This window comes from Amycolatopsis sp. NPDC114504 (assembly GCF_055633595.1).
In genome coordinates this window covers 1872742-1888911 of record NZ_JBVKDU010000002.1, presented here as the reverse complement: position 1 = coordinate 1888911, position 16170 = coordinate 1872742, and the positions used below count along the sequence as shown (strand labels likewise).

15 protein-coding genes are annotated in these 16170 nt (G+C 71.3%); 3 read left to right on the top strand and 12 right to left on the bottom strand.

Annotated elements, in window-relative coordinates:
- The first annotated feature begins 180 nt into the window (after positions 1–180).
- Positions 181–987 carry a S1 family peptidase gene (locus ACZ7PG_RS21055; protein WP_470240685.1) on the top strand — a complete coding sequence of 269 codons (807 nt, stop codon included), beginning with the start codon at positions 181–183 and terminating at the stop codon, positions 985–987.
- A gap of 18 nt (positions 988–1005) precedes the next feature.
- Here ACZ7PG_RS21055 and ACZ7PG_RS21050 read toward each other — a convergent pair whose 3' ends face one another.
- From ACZ7PG_RS21050 to ACZ7PG_RS21040, 3 genes are all read right to left on the bottom strand, one after another.
- The gene (locus tag ACZ7PG_RS21050; protein ID WP_470240684.1) at positions 1006–1656 is read right to left on the bottom strand and encodes a hypothetical protein; all 651 of its coding nucleotides are present in this window, start codon (positions 1654–1656) and stop codon (positions 1006–1008) included.
- A gap of 51 nt (positions 1657–1707) precedes the next feature.
- Entirely contained in the window at positions 1708–2184 is a 477-nt protein-coding gene (locus ACZ7PG_RS21045) for a hypothetical protein (protein WP_470240683.1), read from the bottom strand.
- Positions 2185–2445: 261 nt separating this feature from the next.
- Positions 2446–4746 carry a sodium-translocating pyrophosphatase gene (locus tag ACZ7PG_RS21040; RefSeq protein WP_470240682.1) on the bottom strand — a complete coding sequence of 767 codons (2301 nt, stop codon included), beginning with the start codon at positions 4744–4746 and terminating at the stop codon, positions 2446–2448.
- Positions 4747–5106: 360 nt separating this feature from the next.
- On the opposite strand from ACZ7PG_RS21040, the gene ACZ7PG_RS21035 reads away from it, so the two are divergent.
- On the top strand, positions 5107–7524 hold the full coding sequence (locus ACZ7PG_RS21035; protein WP_470240827.1) for a DEAD/DEAH box helicase: 2418 nt from the start codon (positions 5107–5109) through the stop codon (positions 7522–7524).
- A gap of 84 nt (positions 7525–7608) precedes the next feature.
- Here ACZ7PG_RS21035 and ACZ7PG_RS21030 read toward each other — a convergent pair whose 3' ends face one another.
- From ACZ7PG_RS21030 to ssd, 9 genes are all read right to left on the bottom strand, one after another.
- Entirely contained in the window at positions 7609–8223 is a 615-nt protein-coding gene (locus tag ACZ7PG_RS21030; RefSeq protein ID WP_470240681.1) for a bifunctional DNA primase/polymerase, read from the bottom strand.
- Between the two features lie 696 nt (positions 8224–8919).
- Entirely contained in the window at positions 8920–9312 is a 393-nt protein-coding gene (locus ACZ7PG_RS21025; protein WP_470240680.1) for an Rv3654c family TadE-like protein, read from the bottom strand.
- Positions 9299–9634, bottom strand: coding sequence for a TadE family type IV pilus minor pilin (locus ACZ7PG_RS21020; protein ID WP_470240826.1), 336 nt, complete (start codon positions 9632–9634; stop codon positions 9299–9301). Before ACZ7PG_RS21020 ends, ACZ7PG_RS21025 begins: the two co-directional genes overlap by 14 nt.
- A gap of 20 nt (positions 9635–9654) precedes the next feature.
- The gene (locus ACZ7PG_RS21015) at positions 9655–9831 is read right to left on the bottom strand and encodes a DUF4244 domain-containing protein (RefSeq protein WP_470240679.1); all 177 of its coding nucleotides are present in this window, start codon (positions 9829–9831) and stop codon (positions 9655–9657) included.
- A gap of 26 nt (positions 9832–9857) precedes the next feature.
- The gene (locus tag ACZ7PG_RS21010; RefSeq protein WP_470240678.1) at positions 9858–10580 is read right to left on the bottom strand and encodes a type II secretion system F family protein; all 723 of its coding nucleotides are present in this window, start codon (positions 10578–10580) and stop codon (positions 9858–9860) included.
- Positions 10581–10859: 279 nt separating this feature from the next.
- Positions 10860–11618, bottom strand: a complete 759-nt coding sequence (locus tag ACZ7PG_RS21005) for a type II secretion system F family protein (RefSeq protein WP_470240677.1) — start codon at positions 11616–11618, stop codon at positions 10860–10862.
- A 64-nt stretch (positions 11619–11682) separates the two neighbouring features.
- Positions 11683–12837 (bottom strand): TadA family conjugal transfer-associated ATPase, encoded by a 1155-nt coding sequence (locus ACZ7PG_RS21000; RefSeq protein WP_470240676.1) that lies wholly within the window; start codon positions 12835–12837, stop codon positions 11683–11685.
- Positions 12834–13007, bottom strand: a complete 174-nt coding sequence (locus ACZ7PG_RS20995) for a hypothetical protein (protein WP_470240675.1) — start codon at positions 13005–13007, stop codon at positions 12834–12836. The genes ACZ7PG_RS21000 and ACZ7PG_RS20995 overlap by 4 nt, the downstream gene beginning before the upstream one ends.
- Positions 13004–14077 (bottom strand): septum site-determining protein Ssd, encoded by a 1074-nt coding sequence (gene ssd, locus ACZ7PG_RS20990; protein WP_470240674.1) that lies wholly within the window; start codon positions 14075–14077, stop codon positions 13004–13006. Before ssd ends, ACZ7PG_RS20995 begins: the two co-directional genes overlap by 4 nt.
- 590 nt (positions 14078–14667) lie before the next feature.
- Here ssd and ACZ7PG_RS20985 point away from each other — a divergent pair.
- Positions 14668–15498, top strand: coding sequence for an HAD family hydrolase (locus tag ACZ7PG_RS20985; RefSeq protein WP_470240673.1), 831 nt, complete (start codon positions 14668–14670; stop codon positions 15496–15498).
- Positions 15499–16170 lie beyond the last annotated feature (672 nt).

Here is a 16170-nt window from a genome sequence, read left to right as displayed (position 1 = left end):
TCCTGTGCCCAGCGCATCGCCGCTGACCTCGACGATGTTTCCCCAACGTACCTGCCACGTGATTTCGGCCACGTCCCGCGCAGCCTAGCGCGTGACCGTCCGGATACCCTCCGTTCGACGGTGGTGGGCGCGGGACGTCACCGCTTCACTGGTTTCCCCGCCCAGCCGAAAGGATCCGCCATGACTCGACGCCTCCTCGGCGCCCTGCTCACCGCCGCGACCGCCACAGTATTACTGGGTACCACTCCGGCGAGCGCGGCCGCGGCGAATTTCGCCGGCACGGTCGCCCTGTCCAACTGCTCGGGTTCGGTGGTCAAGCCCGCCGCGACCCCCGACACCGCACCCGCGCTCGTCATGTCCAACGGGCACTGCCTCGAGACCGGCTTCCCCGGCCCCGGCCAGGTCATCACCAACCGGACGTCCAGCCGGACGTTCACGCTGCTCAACGCGAGCGGCGGCAGCGCGGGCACCCTGCGGGCCAAGAAGATCGTCTACGGGACGATGACCGACACCGACGTGTCGCTCTACCAGCTCACCACCACCTACGCGCAGATCAAGTCGAGCTACGGGATCTCGCCGCTGGAGCTGTCCAATGCCCACCCGACGGCCGGCGCCGCGATCGACGTCGTGTCGGGTTACTGGAAGCGGATCTACTCCTGCAACGTCGACGGCTTCGTCTACCGGCTGAAGGAGGGCAGCTGGACCTGGAAGGACTCGATCCGCTACACCTCCGCCTGCCAGACCATCGGCGGCACGTCGGGCTCGCCGATCGTCTCCGGCGGCAAGGTCGTCGGCGTGAACAACACCGGCAACGAGGACGGCGCGCGCTGCACGGAGAACAACCCGTGCGAGGTCGACCAGGCCGGGAACGTGACCGTCCACTACAAGACGAACTACGGCCAGGAGACCTACGGCATTCCCGCGTGCCTCACCGCGGCCAACGAAATCGCCCTCACCCAGGCCGGCTGCACGCTGCCCCGGCCCTGACGCGCCGCCCGCGCCCGGTCAGGCCGTGCTCGTCACGGCCTCCGGGTGCGGGACCGGCCGCGGCGCCGCGCCGGGCCACACCGCTTCGGCGCCCGGCGGCGGTTCCCCGATGAGCTCCAGCAGCGCCTCCAACCGGCGTTTCCCGGTGACCTTGACGGCCGGGACCTCGACCTTCGGGCCGGTCAGCTTCGCCGCGACGCCCAACGGCGTCAGCGCCTCGACCAGCCGCTCGTGCATGCCGGGCGCCAGCGGGTCGACCCCCAGCAGGTAGCCCTGCGTGCCGGGACGGCCGCCGGCAAGCGCCCACATCCGCAGCATCGCCCCGCTCAGCCGGAAACCGTCCGGCACCGCCTTGCCCGAATCGTCCTCGATCGGGCCCGCGCAGCCCTCACGCAGCCACCGCAGGGCCAGCGGGAGCAGATCGACCCGGAACGACGTCCGGACCTGCGGATTGCCGCAGTCGGCCTTCGAGACCTGGGCGTCCGCGCCGCGGCAGCGGAACTCGCGCGCCAGCAGGTGTGCCCGCCACGGCTCCTCGACGACCACCGACAGCCGGGCGGCCGTGCGCCCGAAGCCGGTGATCTGGCCGTGGCAGCACAGCAGCCCGGCCAGGTCGCCCAGACCCGGCCCGCTGGCCTCGGCGGAGAAGAGGGAGATCGTCCGATCCACCGCGCCATACTAGAACACAAGTTCGATTTGAGGCGAGGGTCACGCCGATCTTCACCGAGGCGGTTGATCCAGCTGCCGGCACGCGGGGGCCCGTTGCTCGGCCGCTACCAGGGCCGGGACGTCCTTGAGGCCCTTGAGGTAGTCGAGCGCGTCGATGCGGTCGAGCGTCGCCTTGGCCTCGCCAAGGGCCTCTTTGGTCTCCGCCGCGTCGCCGCGCACGGCGTCGATGCGCTGACGCGCGTTCTCGGCCTGCTCACGGATGCCGGTGAACTGCCCGATGACGTCCTCGCGCCCGCCGTCCGCCGACGCCACCGGTGGCGCGCCGAGCGCGTTCAGCCCGGCGAGGCTCTGGTCGAGCCCGCCGACCACCGAGGAGAGCAGGTCACTGGAGGTCCGGGACGCCTGCTGCGGCGTGCTCGGGTCGACGGCGGGCAGTGCCGCCAGGGTGCGGACCAGGTGCGTCACCGCGCCGCAGTAGCCGTCCGCCCATCTCGCCGCCGGATCGGCCTGCGGCGCCACGGTCGTCACTGACAGACCCTGGTCGCGCGCCGGGGACTGCGTGGCGGCTTGCCCGCAGCCGGCGAGGCCGATGGTGATCGTCGTGGATAGGGCGGCTAAGACGGTTGACCGCGGCCGCACCTGAACACCTCCTGCTCGACGACGTCCCGGAACGCCCGACGGTACCGACTCGGTGCCGCTTCGCAAGTCGCCGAGCCCGGGTGGGATTACCCGACACGCCCCGGGCCCGGCACGCGACGCTGCGTGCCGGGCCCGGGAACGGGTACCGCGTCAGGCCTTGATCTCGGTGGGGGTGTCCGTGAGGACCGTCCCCCGCCGCTTCGACACCACGATCGCCGCCACGATCACGGCGACCGCGACCAGCGAGATGATGATGCGGACCGCGGCGTTCTCGTCGGGGCCGATCGAGAACTGCACGACGGCGGGCGCGATCAGGACCGAGACCAGGTTCATGACCTTGATCAGCGGGTTGATCGCCGGGCCGGCGGTGTCCTTGAACGGGTCACCCACGGTGTCACCGATGATGGTGGCCTCGTGCGCGGACGAGCCCTTGCCACCGTGGTTGCCGTCCTCGACCAGCTTCTTCGCGTTGTCCCACGCGCCACCGGAGTTGGCGAGGAAGATCGCCATCAGGGTGCCGCAGGCGATCGCGCCGGCCAGGTAGCCGGCGAGCGCGCCGGTGCCCAGGCCGAAGCCGACCGCGATCGGGGCGAAGACCGCCAGCAGACCCGGCGTCGTCAGCTCACGCAGCGAGTCGCGCGTGACGATGTCGACGACCTTGCCGTACTCGGGGCGGGTGGTGCCCTCCATGATGCCCGGGATGTCGCGGAACTGACGGCGCACTTCGTAGACGACCGCGCCGGCCGCACGGGACACCGCGTTGACGGCGAGACCCGAGAACATGAACACCACGGCCGCGCCGACGATCACGCCGACCAGCGTGTTCGGGCTGACGATCGTGTTGACGAACGACTTGGCCGCGTCCATGCCGGTGACCACGCCGTTGCCCATGCCGGCCAGCGTCTTCGTGATCGCGTCCGAGTAGGAGCCGAAGAGCGCGGTCGCCGCGAGGACGGCCGTCGCGATCGCGATGCCCTTGGTGATGGCCTTGGTGGTGTTGCCCACCGCGTCCAGCTCCGTGAGGATCTGCGCGGCCTTCTCGTCGACGTCGCCCGACATCTCGGCGATGCCCTGCGCGTTGTCCGAAACCGGGCCGAAGGTGTCCATCGCGACGATGACGCCGACGGTGGTCAGCAGGCCGGTACCGGCGAGCGCCACGGCGAACAGCGCGACGCCGCCGCCCAGCAGGTACGCGCCGAACACGGCCGCGCCGATCACCAGCGCGGTGTAGACGGCGGACTCGAAACCGACCGAGATGCCCGAGAGGATGACGGTCGCGCCACCGGTCTCCGACGTCTGCGCGACGTCCTTGACCGGCTTGTACTCGGTGCCGGTGTAGTAGCCGGTCAGCTTCAGGATGACCGCGGCGAGCACGATGCCGATGATCACCGCGATGGTCGCGATGACGGCCGGGTTGCCCGTGGTGCCCGCGAATTCCGCGCCGAAGTCGCCGAAGCTGCTCGGCAGGTAGACGAACGCCGCGATCGCCGACAGCACCGCGGAGATCACCGCGGAGATGTAGAACGAGCGGTTGATCGTGACGAGGCCGGGCTCACCGACGCGCGCCTTCGTGATGTAGACACCGATGACCGCGGTGATGACACCGATGGCCGGCACGATCAGCGGGAAGATCAGGCCGTGCACGCCGAAGGCGGTGCTGCCCAGGATCAGCGCGGCGACCAGCATGACGGCGTAGGACTCGAAGAGGTCCGCGGCCATGCCGGCGCAGTCGCCGACGTTGTCGCCCACGTTGTCCGCGATGGTGGCGGCGTTGCGCGGGTCGTCCTCCGGGATGCCCTGCTCGACCTTGCCGACCAGGTCCGCGCCGACGTCGGCGGCCTTGGTGAAGATACCGCCGCCGACACGCATGAACATCGCGATCAGGGCGGCACCGAAGCCGAAGCCCTCGAGCACCTTGGGCGCCTGGCCGGTGTAGACCAGCACGACGACCGCGGCACCGAACAGGCCGAGGCCGACGGTGATCATGCCGACGACACCGCCGGTGCGGAACGCCACGCGCATGGCGACCTCGCGGCCGCCTTCTTCACGGGACGCGGCGGCCACGCGCAGGTTCGCCTGCGTCGCCAGCCACATGCCGAGATAGCCGATCGCGAACGAGAACGCCGCACCGACCAGGAAGAAGATCGAACGACCGATCTTCTCGTTCCAGTCGTCGGCGGGAAGTGCGAAGAGCAGGAGGAACACGATCACGCCGAAAATGGCGAGGGTGTTCCGCTGCCGCTTGAGGTAAGCAGCCGCGCCTTCCTGCACCGCCTTGGCGATGTCCTGCATCTTGGCGGTGCCCTGGCCCGCGGCCAGCACCTCCTTGAGCAGGACGTAGCCGATGACGAGTGCGGCAAGCGCGACCACGGCGACTACACCGACAATCGTGTAGCCACCTCCGGTGAGCGCAATACTGCCTGCGCCCTCCGCGAGGAACTGCCGTGACATTCGTCCTCCAGGAGACGTCGCCGATCGCCAGCGTCGACGGCAAGCCGAGGGTTCGACACGGCCGGCGCTGGCATGGACCCTGTACGGAGCGACACGCTAGCCGGGCAGCAACGCACGTCTCACATGACGCTCACCACAGAGGGTGTGGATTGCGGGAGTGTATTGGTATCGCAACCAGCGTCTTCACGCCGTCCCGGTGACGGTACATTCCGTTACCTTGTGAGGCTCCTCACTTGATCGATCACTCGATCGCCGATCCGTTGGGGCAGTTGGGGATCGTCCGGGGAGGCGAGAACTGTCGGACCCCTGTGCCAAGCTCGGCTGGTGGAAGACTCACGGGGGCGGCGGCTGCTGGGGCGGGTGACCGCCGGCATCCCGCCGCGCGAGGATCCGGTCACGCACGTCGCGGACCTGCCGGGCCGGAACGCGCGCTACGCAGAGTGGCCGTCGTGGGCCGATCCGGCCGTGGTGACTGCGCTGCGTGACTGCGGCGTCTCGGCTCCTTGGGAGCACCAGGCGGAGGCGGCGGCGCACGCGTACGAAGGCCGTCACGTCGTGATTTCGACCGGCACGGCGTCGGGCAAGTCGCTCGCCTACCAGCTGCCGGTGCTGTCCCGGCTGGCCGCGGGCGAGAAGGCGAACGCGCTGTACCTGTCACCGACGAAGGCGCTGGGGGCGGACCAGCTGCGGTCGGTGTCCTCTTTGGACGTCCCGGGCGTCCGCGCGGCGTCGTTCGACGGGGACACGCCGATGGTCGAGCGCGACTGGGTGCGCGCGCACGCGAACTGGGTGTTCACCAACCCGGACATGCTGCACCGCGGGATCCTTTCGCAGCACGGGCGGTGGGCGCGGTTCTTCCGGCAGCTCAGCTGCGTGGTCGTCGACGAATGCCACAGCTATCGCGGCGTCTTCGGCTCGCACGTCGCGCTGCTGCTTCGCCGGCTTCGGCGCGTTGCCGAGCACTACGGCGCTTCGCCGGTGTTCGTGCTCGCGTCGGCGACGACGGCTTCGCCTGCTTCGTTCGCTTCGCGGTTGACGGGCGTGCCTTGTGCCGCCGTGACCGACGACGCCTCTCCGCGCGGCGCCCGCACTGTGGTGCTGTGGGAGCCGCCGCTGCTGGAGGAGCTGACCGGGGAGAACGGCGCGCCGGTCCGGCGTTCGGCGGGCGCGGAGACGTCACGGATCCTGGCCGACCTGGTCGTCGAAGGCGCGCGGTCACTGGCGTTCATCCGCTCGCGGCGGGGCGCGGAGCTGGCCGCGCTGGGTGCGCGTCGCATACTGTCCGAAGTGGACCCTGCGTTGACGGAAACTGTTGCGGCGTATAGGTCTGGCTATCTCCCGGAGGAGCGACGGGCGCTGGAAGCGGCGTTGCTGTCGGGGCGCCTGCTGGGCGTCGCGACGACCAACGCGCTGGAGCTCGGCGTCGACATCGCGGGGCTGGACGCGGTAGTGCTGGCCGGCTACCCGGGCACGCTCGCGTCGTTCTGGCAGCAGGCCGGGCGGGCGGGCCGGTCCGGCGACTCGGCGCTGGTGGTGTTCGTGGCGCGGGACGATCCGCTCGACACGTACCTGGTGCACCACCCGGCGGCGTTGCTCGACCGGCCGGTGGAGACGGCGGTGCTGGATCCCGCGAACCCGTACGTGCTGGCACCGCAGCTCGCGTGCGCCGTGGCCGAGCTACCACTGACGCTCCCGGAGCTGGAGATGTTCGGCGGCGCGGCGGCTCAGGAGGTGCTGACCGAACTGGCGGAGCAGCAGTTGCTGCGGCGCCGGTCGAGCGGCTGGTACTGGACGTCACGCGACCGGCCGCACGCCGAGGTCGGGATCCGCGGGACGGGCGGCGAGCAGATCGCGGTGGTCGAGTCGGACTCCGGGCGGATGCTGGGAACGGTCGACCCGGGGTCGGCGTGCTTCGCGGTCCATCCCGGCGCGGTCTACCTGCACCAAGGGTCGTCGTACGTGGTCGACGAGCTGGACCTGGATCAGGGGCTGGCGATGGTGCACGCGGAGAACCCGGACTGGACGACGACTCCGCGCGAGATCGTGGACATCGCGGTGCTGAGCACGCAGGAGAAGCAGGACTTCGGCGGGGTGAGCGTGTGCCTCGGCGAGGTGGCGGTGACGTCGCAGGTGGTCGGCTACCTGCGGCGACGTCCGTCGGGTGAGGTGCTGGACCACACGCCGCTCGACCTGCCGGAGCAGAGCCTGCGTACGCGGGCTGTCTGGTACACGCTCTCGTCGGAGCTGCTCGGCCCGGGCAGTTCGGCTGATGGCGAGGCGGGGACCGGGGGCCATCGGGTGGGGACCGAATCTGCGGGGCCGGTGGGGACCGGAGAGGAAACCCTGGCGAACGGTCGGGGGCCCGTTCACGAGGGTGGCAGGGCACCGGGGAGTGCCGGATTGGTTCCGGCACGGGTCCCCGGTGCCCTGCATGCCGCCGAGCACGCGGCGATCGGCCTGCTACCGCTGTTCGCTACGTGCGACCGATGGGACATCGGCGGGGTGAGTACCGCGTGGCACGAAGACACCGGGGAGGCGACGGTGTTCGTGCATGACGGCCATCCCGGGGGTGCGGGATTCGCCGAACGCGGTTATGCCGCGATTGTCCCGTGGCTGGTCGCTACGCGGGAGGCGATCGTCTCCTGCGAGTGCCCGACGGGCTGCCCGTCCTGCGTCCAGTCGCCGAAGTGCGGGAACGGCAACGATCCGCTGGACAAGGCAGGTGCAGTGGCTGTCCTGGACACCGTGCTCGGGGCGTTGCGTCAACACGGTGCCTAGTACGGCCACTTTGGTGGTTCATGGAGTTGTGCCCTGCTCCGCCTCGGCCGGGTTGGGACCGGCCGACGGCGGTGGTTCGGTGGTTCAGGCCGCGGTGGTGTGGACCAGCTGCGGAACCTGCTCGCCGGCGAGCGCGCGGACGAGGACGTCGTGCACCTCGGCGGCGTCCGGCAGCTGCCAGCCGCAGACCTCGGGCTTGACGCGCCAGTGCACGACACCGTGCTGGAACGGCGACGGGGGCAGCGGGATGTAGCTGTCCTTGCCGTGCCACTGGATCGAGGAGCGGGTCGCCAGCTCGGCCGGGATGTGGTCGGCGACGGTGGTGAGGAAGAGCCAGCGGCCGTTCGGCAGCGCGATGATCGGCGCCGGGTGACCGAGGGCGCGCAGCAGACGGCAGGCGCGCTTGCCGAGTTCGTCGTCGACCTCGACGGCGTCGAGCACGGTGCCGGTCGCGACGAGCAGGCTGTGGGTGCGGTCGGAGAACCAGGTGGCGACCTCGTGGGCGTGGGTGCCGATCTGCTCGCGCCAGTTGTCACTGGCCGGGACCGGGCGTCGCCAGGTGAGGTCGTCGCCGCCCAGCGGAGCCGGGTCGACCCCCGGGAGCACCGGCCAGCCACGCCAGGCGAGACCGATCGCCTCCGCCCGCAGTTCGATGCGGAAGGCGCCGCGCCAGCTGTCCGGCCAATTCGCGTCCAACATTGTCTTTCCTGCCTTAGGTTCAGGTTCTCTGCGACCCGTTAAACCCTGTCGCGGTGTCGCACATCTCACTTAACGGCAAGTTGCACATTGCCCGGAACCCCCACGCGACAACCGGTGGTTACGCGGCGATGAACGCCCGGTAGTCCCTACCGCCCGACCGAACCCGGCGGCGCGGATCGACGGTGAACGGCAGCCGCCCACGGACCGTTCGTCGCGCTGCCGACCTGGACAGACCGGCTGTCGGCCACGCTTTCGGCGGCTGGCGGGCGTCCTATCGGCCCAGGTGAGCGGGGTTTTCGACCGCTCGCCGTGCACGACCGACCGCTGCCCGTGACCACTGGCCGCTCATCGTGCGCCCGGGCGGATCAGCCGGTCACCGTGGCATACCGACCGGTCGGCGTCCGCCGGGCGGTGGTGGTGAGGGGTGGCGGTTGAGGTGTTCCGGTGAGCGGTGATGAAGGTGGCGCTGGTTGTCGTGCGGGCTGTCGGTCAGGGCTGCGGCGGCCAGGCGGTTGGGTTGGACGCACGTGTTGTCCGGAGCCCCGGGCCGGATGATCGCGGCCTTGAAGGCGCGCGAGTGTGCCGAGGCCGAGGGCTGCGAGGCGGCATTGGGCGCAAGTGTTCTCGGGGAACCAGCGCCCGGGTTGTCGTAGCCCTGGAGGCGCGTGAGTGCGCCGGGCCGCCGGGCCGCCGGGCTCATGGTGACCGGCCGGTGGGTCCGGCGCGAGCCCTCGCCGAGGGCCCTGGCAGTCCGGCGAAGCCGAGGCTTGGTGCCTGGACCTCGATGAAAGCGTCCAGCCGCTGCCACCGGCAGGTCAGGAGGCTGACCGCCATCCGGTCGGCGATCCACCTGGCGCGCTCGCAGGCTCGGGCTGGGCCTTCCGCAGCGTGTGATGCCGCGGCCAGCGCGGCCAGGTCGGCGGCGCTCTCCGCACGGTGGCGGGCGAGGACCGCCGCGCCCAGCCAGCAGCCGAGGACCGCCACCCCGGCCAGGGCGGCCACTGCCATCGCTGTCCAGATCGTGGCCACGCCGCTGTCGGGACTGTCCGCCTGGCCTCCGGCGCCGGAGCGTGGGTTAGCCGGCGGCATCGGTGGCCTCTGTGCCCGGCTCTGCCACCGCGTACGCCGTTGCGTGCAAGTTGATCGCCGGGAGCAGGTCGCCTGCCGGGTGGGCGCTCACCTTGACCGTTATCTCGTTGCCTTCCCGGTGGATGTCGAAGTTCGCTCCCGCCGGGGCTATCTCGTGGACCGCTGCCGCGGCCTCGTGGGGCTGGCCTCTGGCCAGGAGCCTCGCGGCCTCGCGAGCCGCGTCCGTGCAGCGCAGCTGGCCTGTCAGCGCTGTGACGCCTGCAAGCAGCAGGACGGTCATCACCGTCAGGCCGGCGAGGCCGAGTGCCGCTTCGACCGTCACCGCGCCTTCGTCCTTGCGGCTCACGACGGCACCGTCAGGGCCTTCATGACCAGGTTCGTCAGCCACGAGACCACCGAGTCGCCGGTGAGGAGGGTGTAGAGGACAGCCGCGAAGGCCGCGACCGCGACCGTGACGATCGCGTACTCGACCGTGGTGGATCCGTCGTCGGAGCCGGGCCGGCGGTGGGACGCGCGCATGGGTTTCCCTTCAGTACTTGTCGTGGTCAGAAGAGCGGGCCGAGGCGGCCGGCCAGGCCGAGGACGACCGGCAGCACGCCCAGGCAGAAGAAGGCCGGCAGAAAACACAGGCCGACCGGTAGCGCGAGCGCCACTCCGGCTCGTTCCGCGCGCTCCTCTGCGTCGGTGGCCAGCTCCTCGCGGAACCGTCCGGCCAGGTCGGCGGCGGCCGCGGCGAAGGCCGCGCCCGAACGGGACGTCCGGATGGCCGCGGCCGCCAGCTCGCCGAGGCCCGGGATGGCCTGCACCGGAGCCCAGGCATCTTCCGGACCGGAGCCGAGGGCGAGCAGGCCGGCCGTCGAGCACAGAGCCGCGCCCGCCTCGGCCGGCGCGGTGCCGGCCACCGCGTCGAGGGCCGAGGGAACCGGTAGTCCGGCCCGGAGGCACGCCGCGAGGAGATCGAGCGTTCCGGCGAGCCGGAGCTTGGCCGCCAGGTTGACGGCGGGTACTCGCGGCCGTCGGGTGCGGCGGATCGCCCACCATCCGGTGGCGGTCACCAGCGCGCCTACGACCATTCCGGGCAGGCCGCCGATGAGCACTGCCGTCGATACGCCGCCCAGGGTGGCCGCGATGTGTGGGACTGCTCGGGGCCACTTGCGTGGCTCGGGGGCCGCGCTGCCGGCTAGCCAGGTGAAGCGCTGAGCGGCGGCGGTGTCGCTCGGCCAGGTGAGGAGGGCCGCGGCGAAGAGGAAGAGAGAAGTTGCGTTCATCGGATCCGCCTCCGGCTGATGGGCGCGCCGGACAAGAACATGGCTGCCGCAGCGCTCACCGGACCCGCCCCTGGTCGATGGGTCCGCCGGGAAACTGGAACGCCGCCGCGGTCGCCGGACTCGCCCCGATCGATGGACCCGCCGGAGAGAGCAGGAGCGCGGTTGCGTTCGCCGGACCCGCATCCGACCGATGGGCACGCCAGGTGAAGCGCCGCGCTGCGGCGGAGTCACTCGGCCCAGAGAGGAGGGCCGCGGCGACGAGGAGGAGCGCTGTTGGGTTCATCGGATTCGTGCCTGGCCTGTCAGGGCTCGGCACCAGGCCGTTCCTGCCCAGAGCAGGATGCTGCCGACCACCAGCAACAACTGGCCTGGTGCGCTCTCCGTCAACACCGCCAGTGGGGATGCCCCCATTGCCTGGCCGAGCAGTATGCACAGCGCGGGTAGGCCGGTGAGTACCGCTGCGCTTGCTTGGGGGCCGGCCAGTTTTGCTCGGGTTCGGCGGGCGAATGTCAGCTTTGCTTCCGCGTCGCGGCGGGCTGCGTTCAAGACCTCTGCCATTGGCAAGCCGTGGCGCTTGCCCAGGGTCCAGGCCGCCGCCAGCTCTGGGAGGGCCGGCGCCTGCAGCTTGCCGTCTAGGCGGGCTGATGTTGCCAATGCTCGGAGGTCGTCCGATATTGCCGGGACTACCTCTGCTGCCGCTTCCGCTGCTGTTACCAGGTGGGCGCCGGACCTCAGCTCGGACACCATTGTGCGCAATGCCGTTGCCGTGTGGGCCGCTGCTTCCAGGGCCGCTGCTGCCCTGCCGTGGGCTTGCCGCTCCTGGCGCCATGCCAGCGTCAATACCCCCGCCGCGATCGCGCCTCCTACTCCCGCTAGCAAGCCCGCCAGGGCCGCTGGGAGCAGCCAGCGGACCACCGCCCATACGTCCGGGAGGCGGACCGGTACTGGTTGCTCGACCGCCGCTTGGAGCCGGGTTGGTGGTGTGGGCCAGCACGCCAGGGCTGCGCCGATGCAGAGCGGGGCCCATGGGGTGATCATCGTGGCCTTCTTCCGCGGCGCTGGAAAATGGTCACCAGCAACGAGATGCGCACCAGCAGCAGAGTCAGCATGTGATCGCTCCCGTTGTGGCGAACAGGTGACGGTCGATCGTCCAGCGGCCCGTGCGCCACACCGGGACGACTCGGGCGCGGCCGTGTTCGGCTCGGAGCACGCCTACCTCCGCCAGACGTCGGCGGCCGCCTGGCTCGCGTCGCATGTGGAGGACCACGCGGATCGCTGCTACCAGCTGGCTGTGGACCGCTTCGCGGCCCAGGCCGCCTAGTGCTGCCAGTGCCTCGATGCGGGCGGCTACCTCGGCCGGTGAGTTCGCGTGGACCGTGCACGCGCCGCCGTCGTGGCCCGTGTTCAACGCCGTCAGCAGGGCGCCGACCTCGGCGCCGCGGACCTCGCCGACCACCAGCCGGTCGGGGCGCATGCGCAGCGCCTGGCGGACCAGCTCCGGCAGGCCCACCGCGCCCGCACCCTCCACATTGGCCGGGCGGGCGACGAGGCTGACGAACTGCGGGTGTGCGGGCTGCAACTCACCGGCATCTTCGACGCAGACGATGCGCTCGGCCGGGTCGACCGCGCCTAGCAGCGCGGCCAGGAGCGTCGTCTTGCCCGCGCCCGTGCCGCCGGTGACGAGGAACGCCATCCGGCGCGAGACGACGTCCCGCAGCAGCTTCGCGCCGTTCGCGTCGAACGCGCCGAGCTCCTGCAGCGTCGTGAGGTCGTGCGTCGCCGGGCGGAGGACGCGCAGGGACAGGCACGTGCCGCCGGCCGCGACCGGCGGGAGGACGGCGTGGATCCGGATGCGGCCGTGCGGACCGGCGCCGGGCAGCCAGCCGTCCACATAGGGCTGTGCGTCGTCGAGCCGTCGGCCGGCCGCGAGCGCGAGACGCTGGGCCAGGCGGCGGACGGCTTCTTCGCCGCCGGTGAACCGGATGCCGGTGCGGGTGAGACCGTCCGGGCCGTCCGTCCAGACCTCGTCCGGGCTGGTGACGAGCACGTCGGTCGTCGCCGGGTTCTCGAGAAGCGGGGCCAGCGGGCCGGCGCCGACGAACTCGTCGCGGGCCCGGCGGGCCGCCTCCAGCACGGCGTCGTGGCCGAGGGCACCGCCGGCTTCGGCGCGGACCGCCGTCGCGACGGCGACCGGGTCGGCCTGGCGGCGGTCACCGGCCAGGCGGTTGCGGACGCGGTCCACGAAGTCGGTGGTCACGGGTTCGCCGCCTTGGCCCGGGTGTGGTGGGCCGTCACGCGGGTGCCGGCCAGCACGGCCAGGAAGCTCTCCGCACTCACCGGGCCGCGGCCGGCGAGCGTCAGGACCGTGGGCAGCAGGAGCTCGGCCACCCTGATCGGCGGTCCCGGCGGGCGGAGCCGGGCGCTCATCGGGCCGCCGCCCGGGCCTCGCGACGCGCTACCGCCAAGACATCCGCGGCCGCCGTCGCCAACGGACCGGACGGCTTGGCCGGGAACTCGCCGCGTTCGATCGCCACCGGTAAGCCCCGCTCCGGAGCCATCGACGCCAGCAGCGGCGGGCCGAGGAGACCGGCCGTCCGGACGGGAGAGACGCCCGCCCTGGACCGTCCACACGCGACCACGCCCAGGCGGGCCGTCAATTCCGACAGGGACCGCAGCACCTGCTTCGCCGCCATGCAGGCGCGGAACTCCACCGGCACCACCAGCACCACCAGGTCGGCCACGGCGACCGCTTCCGCCGCCGCGTCACCCAAGGTGCGCGGGAGGTCGCAGACCACCGTGCGACCCGAACGGCGGCCTGCCGAAAGAACCGCCGACAGGGATTCGACCGCCGGGCCTTCACCCTCCCGGCCGCAGGCCAGCACCGGCAGGCTGCCGCCGCGATGTCTTCGTTGCGGGAGCGCCGCCGCCAGCGCCGGCACCGAGACGCGGCCGCTCAGTCGCACCTCCGACCAGCGCGGCCCGGGCGTCTTTTCCAGGCCCAGCAACAGGTCCAGACCGCCACCGAGGGGATCGCAGTCCACCAGCAGTGCGCCGCCCGGATCCCGGTCGGCCGCCAGCGCCAGCGTCGCGGCGAAGACGGACGCGCCCGCGCCGCCCCGGCCGCCGACCACGGCGAGCACCAGGCCGGCTTCCTCCGCCGGGGTCTCGACGACGTCGGCGAACGCGCCCGCCAGCTCGCTTTCCTCCTCGGGCAAAGAGATCACGCGCTCGACGCCGACGCGGAACGCGTGCTCCCACGTCCGGGTGCCCGGGCTGCCCTTGCAGACCAGGAGGATCCCGGCCCGCCGGGGCAGGACGGGCGAAAGCCGCGCCGCTTCTTCGTCGAGGACCACCAGTGGGGCGCGTGCCCAGTGCTCGCGGGCGGCCATCAGGTCCGGTGCCCGGTCGAGCTCGCAGCCCGCCACCGCGGCCACCCGCAGGATCTCGTCGAGCACGGTTTCGTCCGCGGCGACCACGATCGGTCGTTCCCCCGTCATGTGTTCCTCCCCCGTCGTCGGTGCGGGCCGTGGTGGCCCGGGTTCCACCGTCGCGGTGGGCGGCTCGGGGGCGCAACGGGCCGGACGGCCGGCTGTGGACAACCGGGGTGTTGTGGACAACTGCCGGCCGCGGACGGCTCGCGGACCGGTTCTGTCGGTGGGCTGTGGCAGGATCGCGCCCCGCCCGCGACGCACGTGCGGCGGAAAACGCGGGGAATACCCGCACCCGAAGATTTCGGCCGCACCGAACAAATGACGGGAAACGGAATCGAGAAAGGTGAGCGGAAGGCAAAACGACCGCACGAACCGAAAGGCAAGGGGGAGGTTAAGAGGGCGGCCCCTGCCAGGGGGGAGGGACAGGGGCCGCCGTGGGTTCAGCCCCGGGGGGTCGGACTGAACCGGCCCGGTTGGACACCGGGCTCCCTCACTGTAACTCCGCCGATGGCCGGTTCGCGCGCCGGGCAACGCATACAGTTTTATAACGGCATGGCGCGCCGGAAGTGCCTTCCTGTCATGGATTTTCCGCCTACCGCGCCACGCGGGTGCCGGATCAACGGGACGCGCCGCGATCAAGCTCTTATCCTGGGTACGTGGCCGAACCGAGCAGCGCGCCGTCGCGCATCCGGAAGCCAGACTCGGAGCACGCGGTGGCCGCGTTCTTCGACCTGGACAAGACGATCATCGCCTCCTCGAGCGCGCTGGCGTTCAGCAAACCATTGCTGAAAGAAGGATTGATCAACCGTCGCGCCGCGTTGCGCAGCGCCTACGCGCAGCTGGTGTTCTCCCTCGCCGGCGCCGACGAGAACAAGACCGAACGGCTGCGGGCCGAGGTTTCCGCGCTGTGCGCCGGCTGGGACGTCGCGCAGGTTTCGTCGATCGTCCGCGAAACCCTGCACGACGTCGTCGATCCGCTCGTGTACGTGGAGGCGGCGGAGCTGATCGCGCGGCACCGCGAAGACGGCCACGACGTCATCGTGCTGTCGGCGACCGGCGAGGAGGTCGTCGCGCCGGTGGCGGAAATGCTCGGCGCCACCCGCAGCGTCGCGACGCGGATGCAGATCGTCGACGGCCGCTACTCCGGCGAAGTCGACTTCTACTGCTACGGCGCCAACAAGGCCGTCGCCGCGAAGCAGCTGGCCGCGACCCACGGTTACGACCTCGCCGAGTGCTTCGCCTACACCGATTCGAGCACCGACATCCCGCTGCTCGAGGTCGTCGGCCATCCGCACGCGGTCAACCCGGACAAGCTGCTGCGGCGCGAGGCCCTCGACCGCGGCTGGCCGATCCTGGCCTTCGACCGGCCCATGTCGCTGCGCAGCCGGATCCCGACACGATCGGCGGGAATGGTGGCCCTCGGCGTCGGCGCGGTGGCCGCCGGAGCGACCTGGTACGGCCTCAATCGTCGCCGTCGGTCCCGGTAGCCCGCCCGGCCGCCACCCACACGGCCGTACGGCCTCGCTTTTGCTTGCCCCAGCCCCGAAGTGTCCGTCGCGCAGGGTGCCCGTGTCACCCGATCCAGCCTCTGTACCGGTGCACCCGTCCGCGCACTTGAAGTGACCGGGCTCACGGCGTAGAAAGTAGGTGCGGACGTTCGGTCGGCCAGGGAGCAGGTAGAAGAGAAGCCTGTTCCACCCCGGCAAACCTCCGTGCGCGGACTCCGGGTACCCACGCGCAGCGCGCCGCGGGAGGCTCGTCGTCTAGGGACTGCGTAGTGGGACGCCACACGCCGAGTCCATGTAGGTACGACCAGAGTTGCACGCTTGGTCGCCCGAGAGGATCGCGCTTTGCAGGCGGCGCCCGTTGGCCCTTGGCCACGGGCGCCGCCTCGTTTATGCCCGGGGTCGGGACGCCGTCGCGTGGACAGCAGTCCCCCGGCGCGAAGTACCGCCCCACCACCCGTTCGGCCCCTCTCGCACCTTGCGAACGGCGACTTTCTTACCGATCCGGGTACGAACGGTCCGTTGGTGCTGTCGGTCGATGGACATCGACGGATTCGGTGAGTAGCTTCCCGATACTGGCGCTTCCGAGTGGACTTCTGACGTCCGCCGGGCGCCCGCAACTTTCTGGGAGGCTGGTCGTGACGACCCGAAATC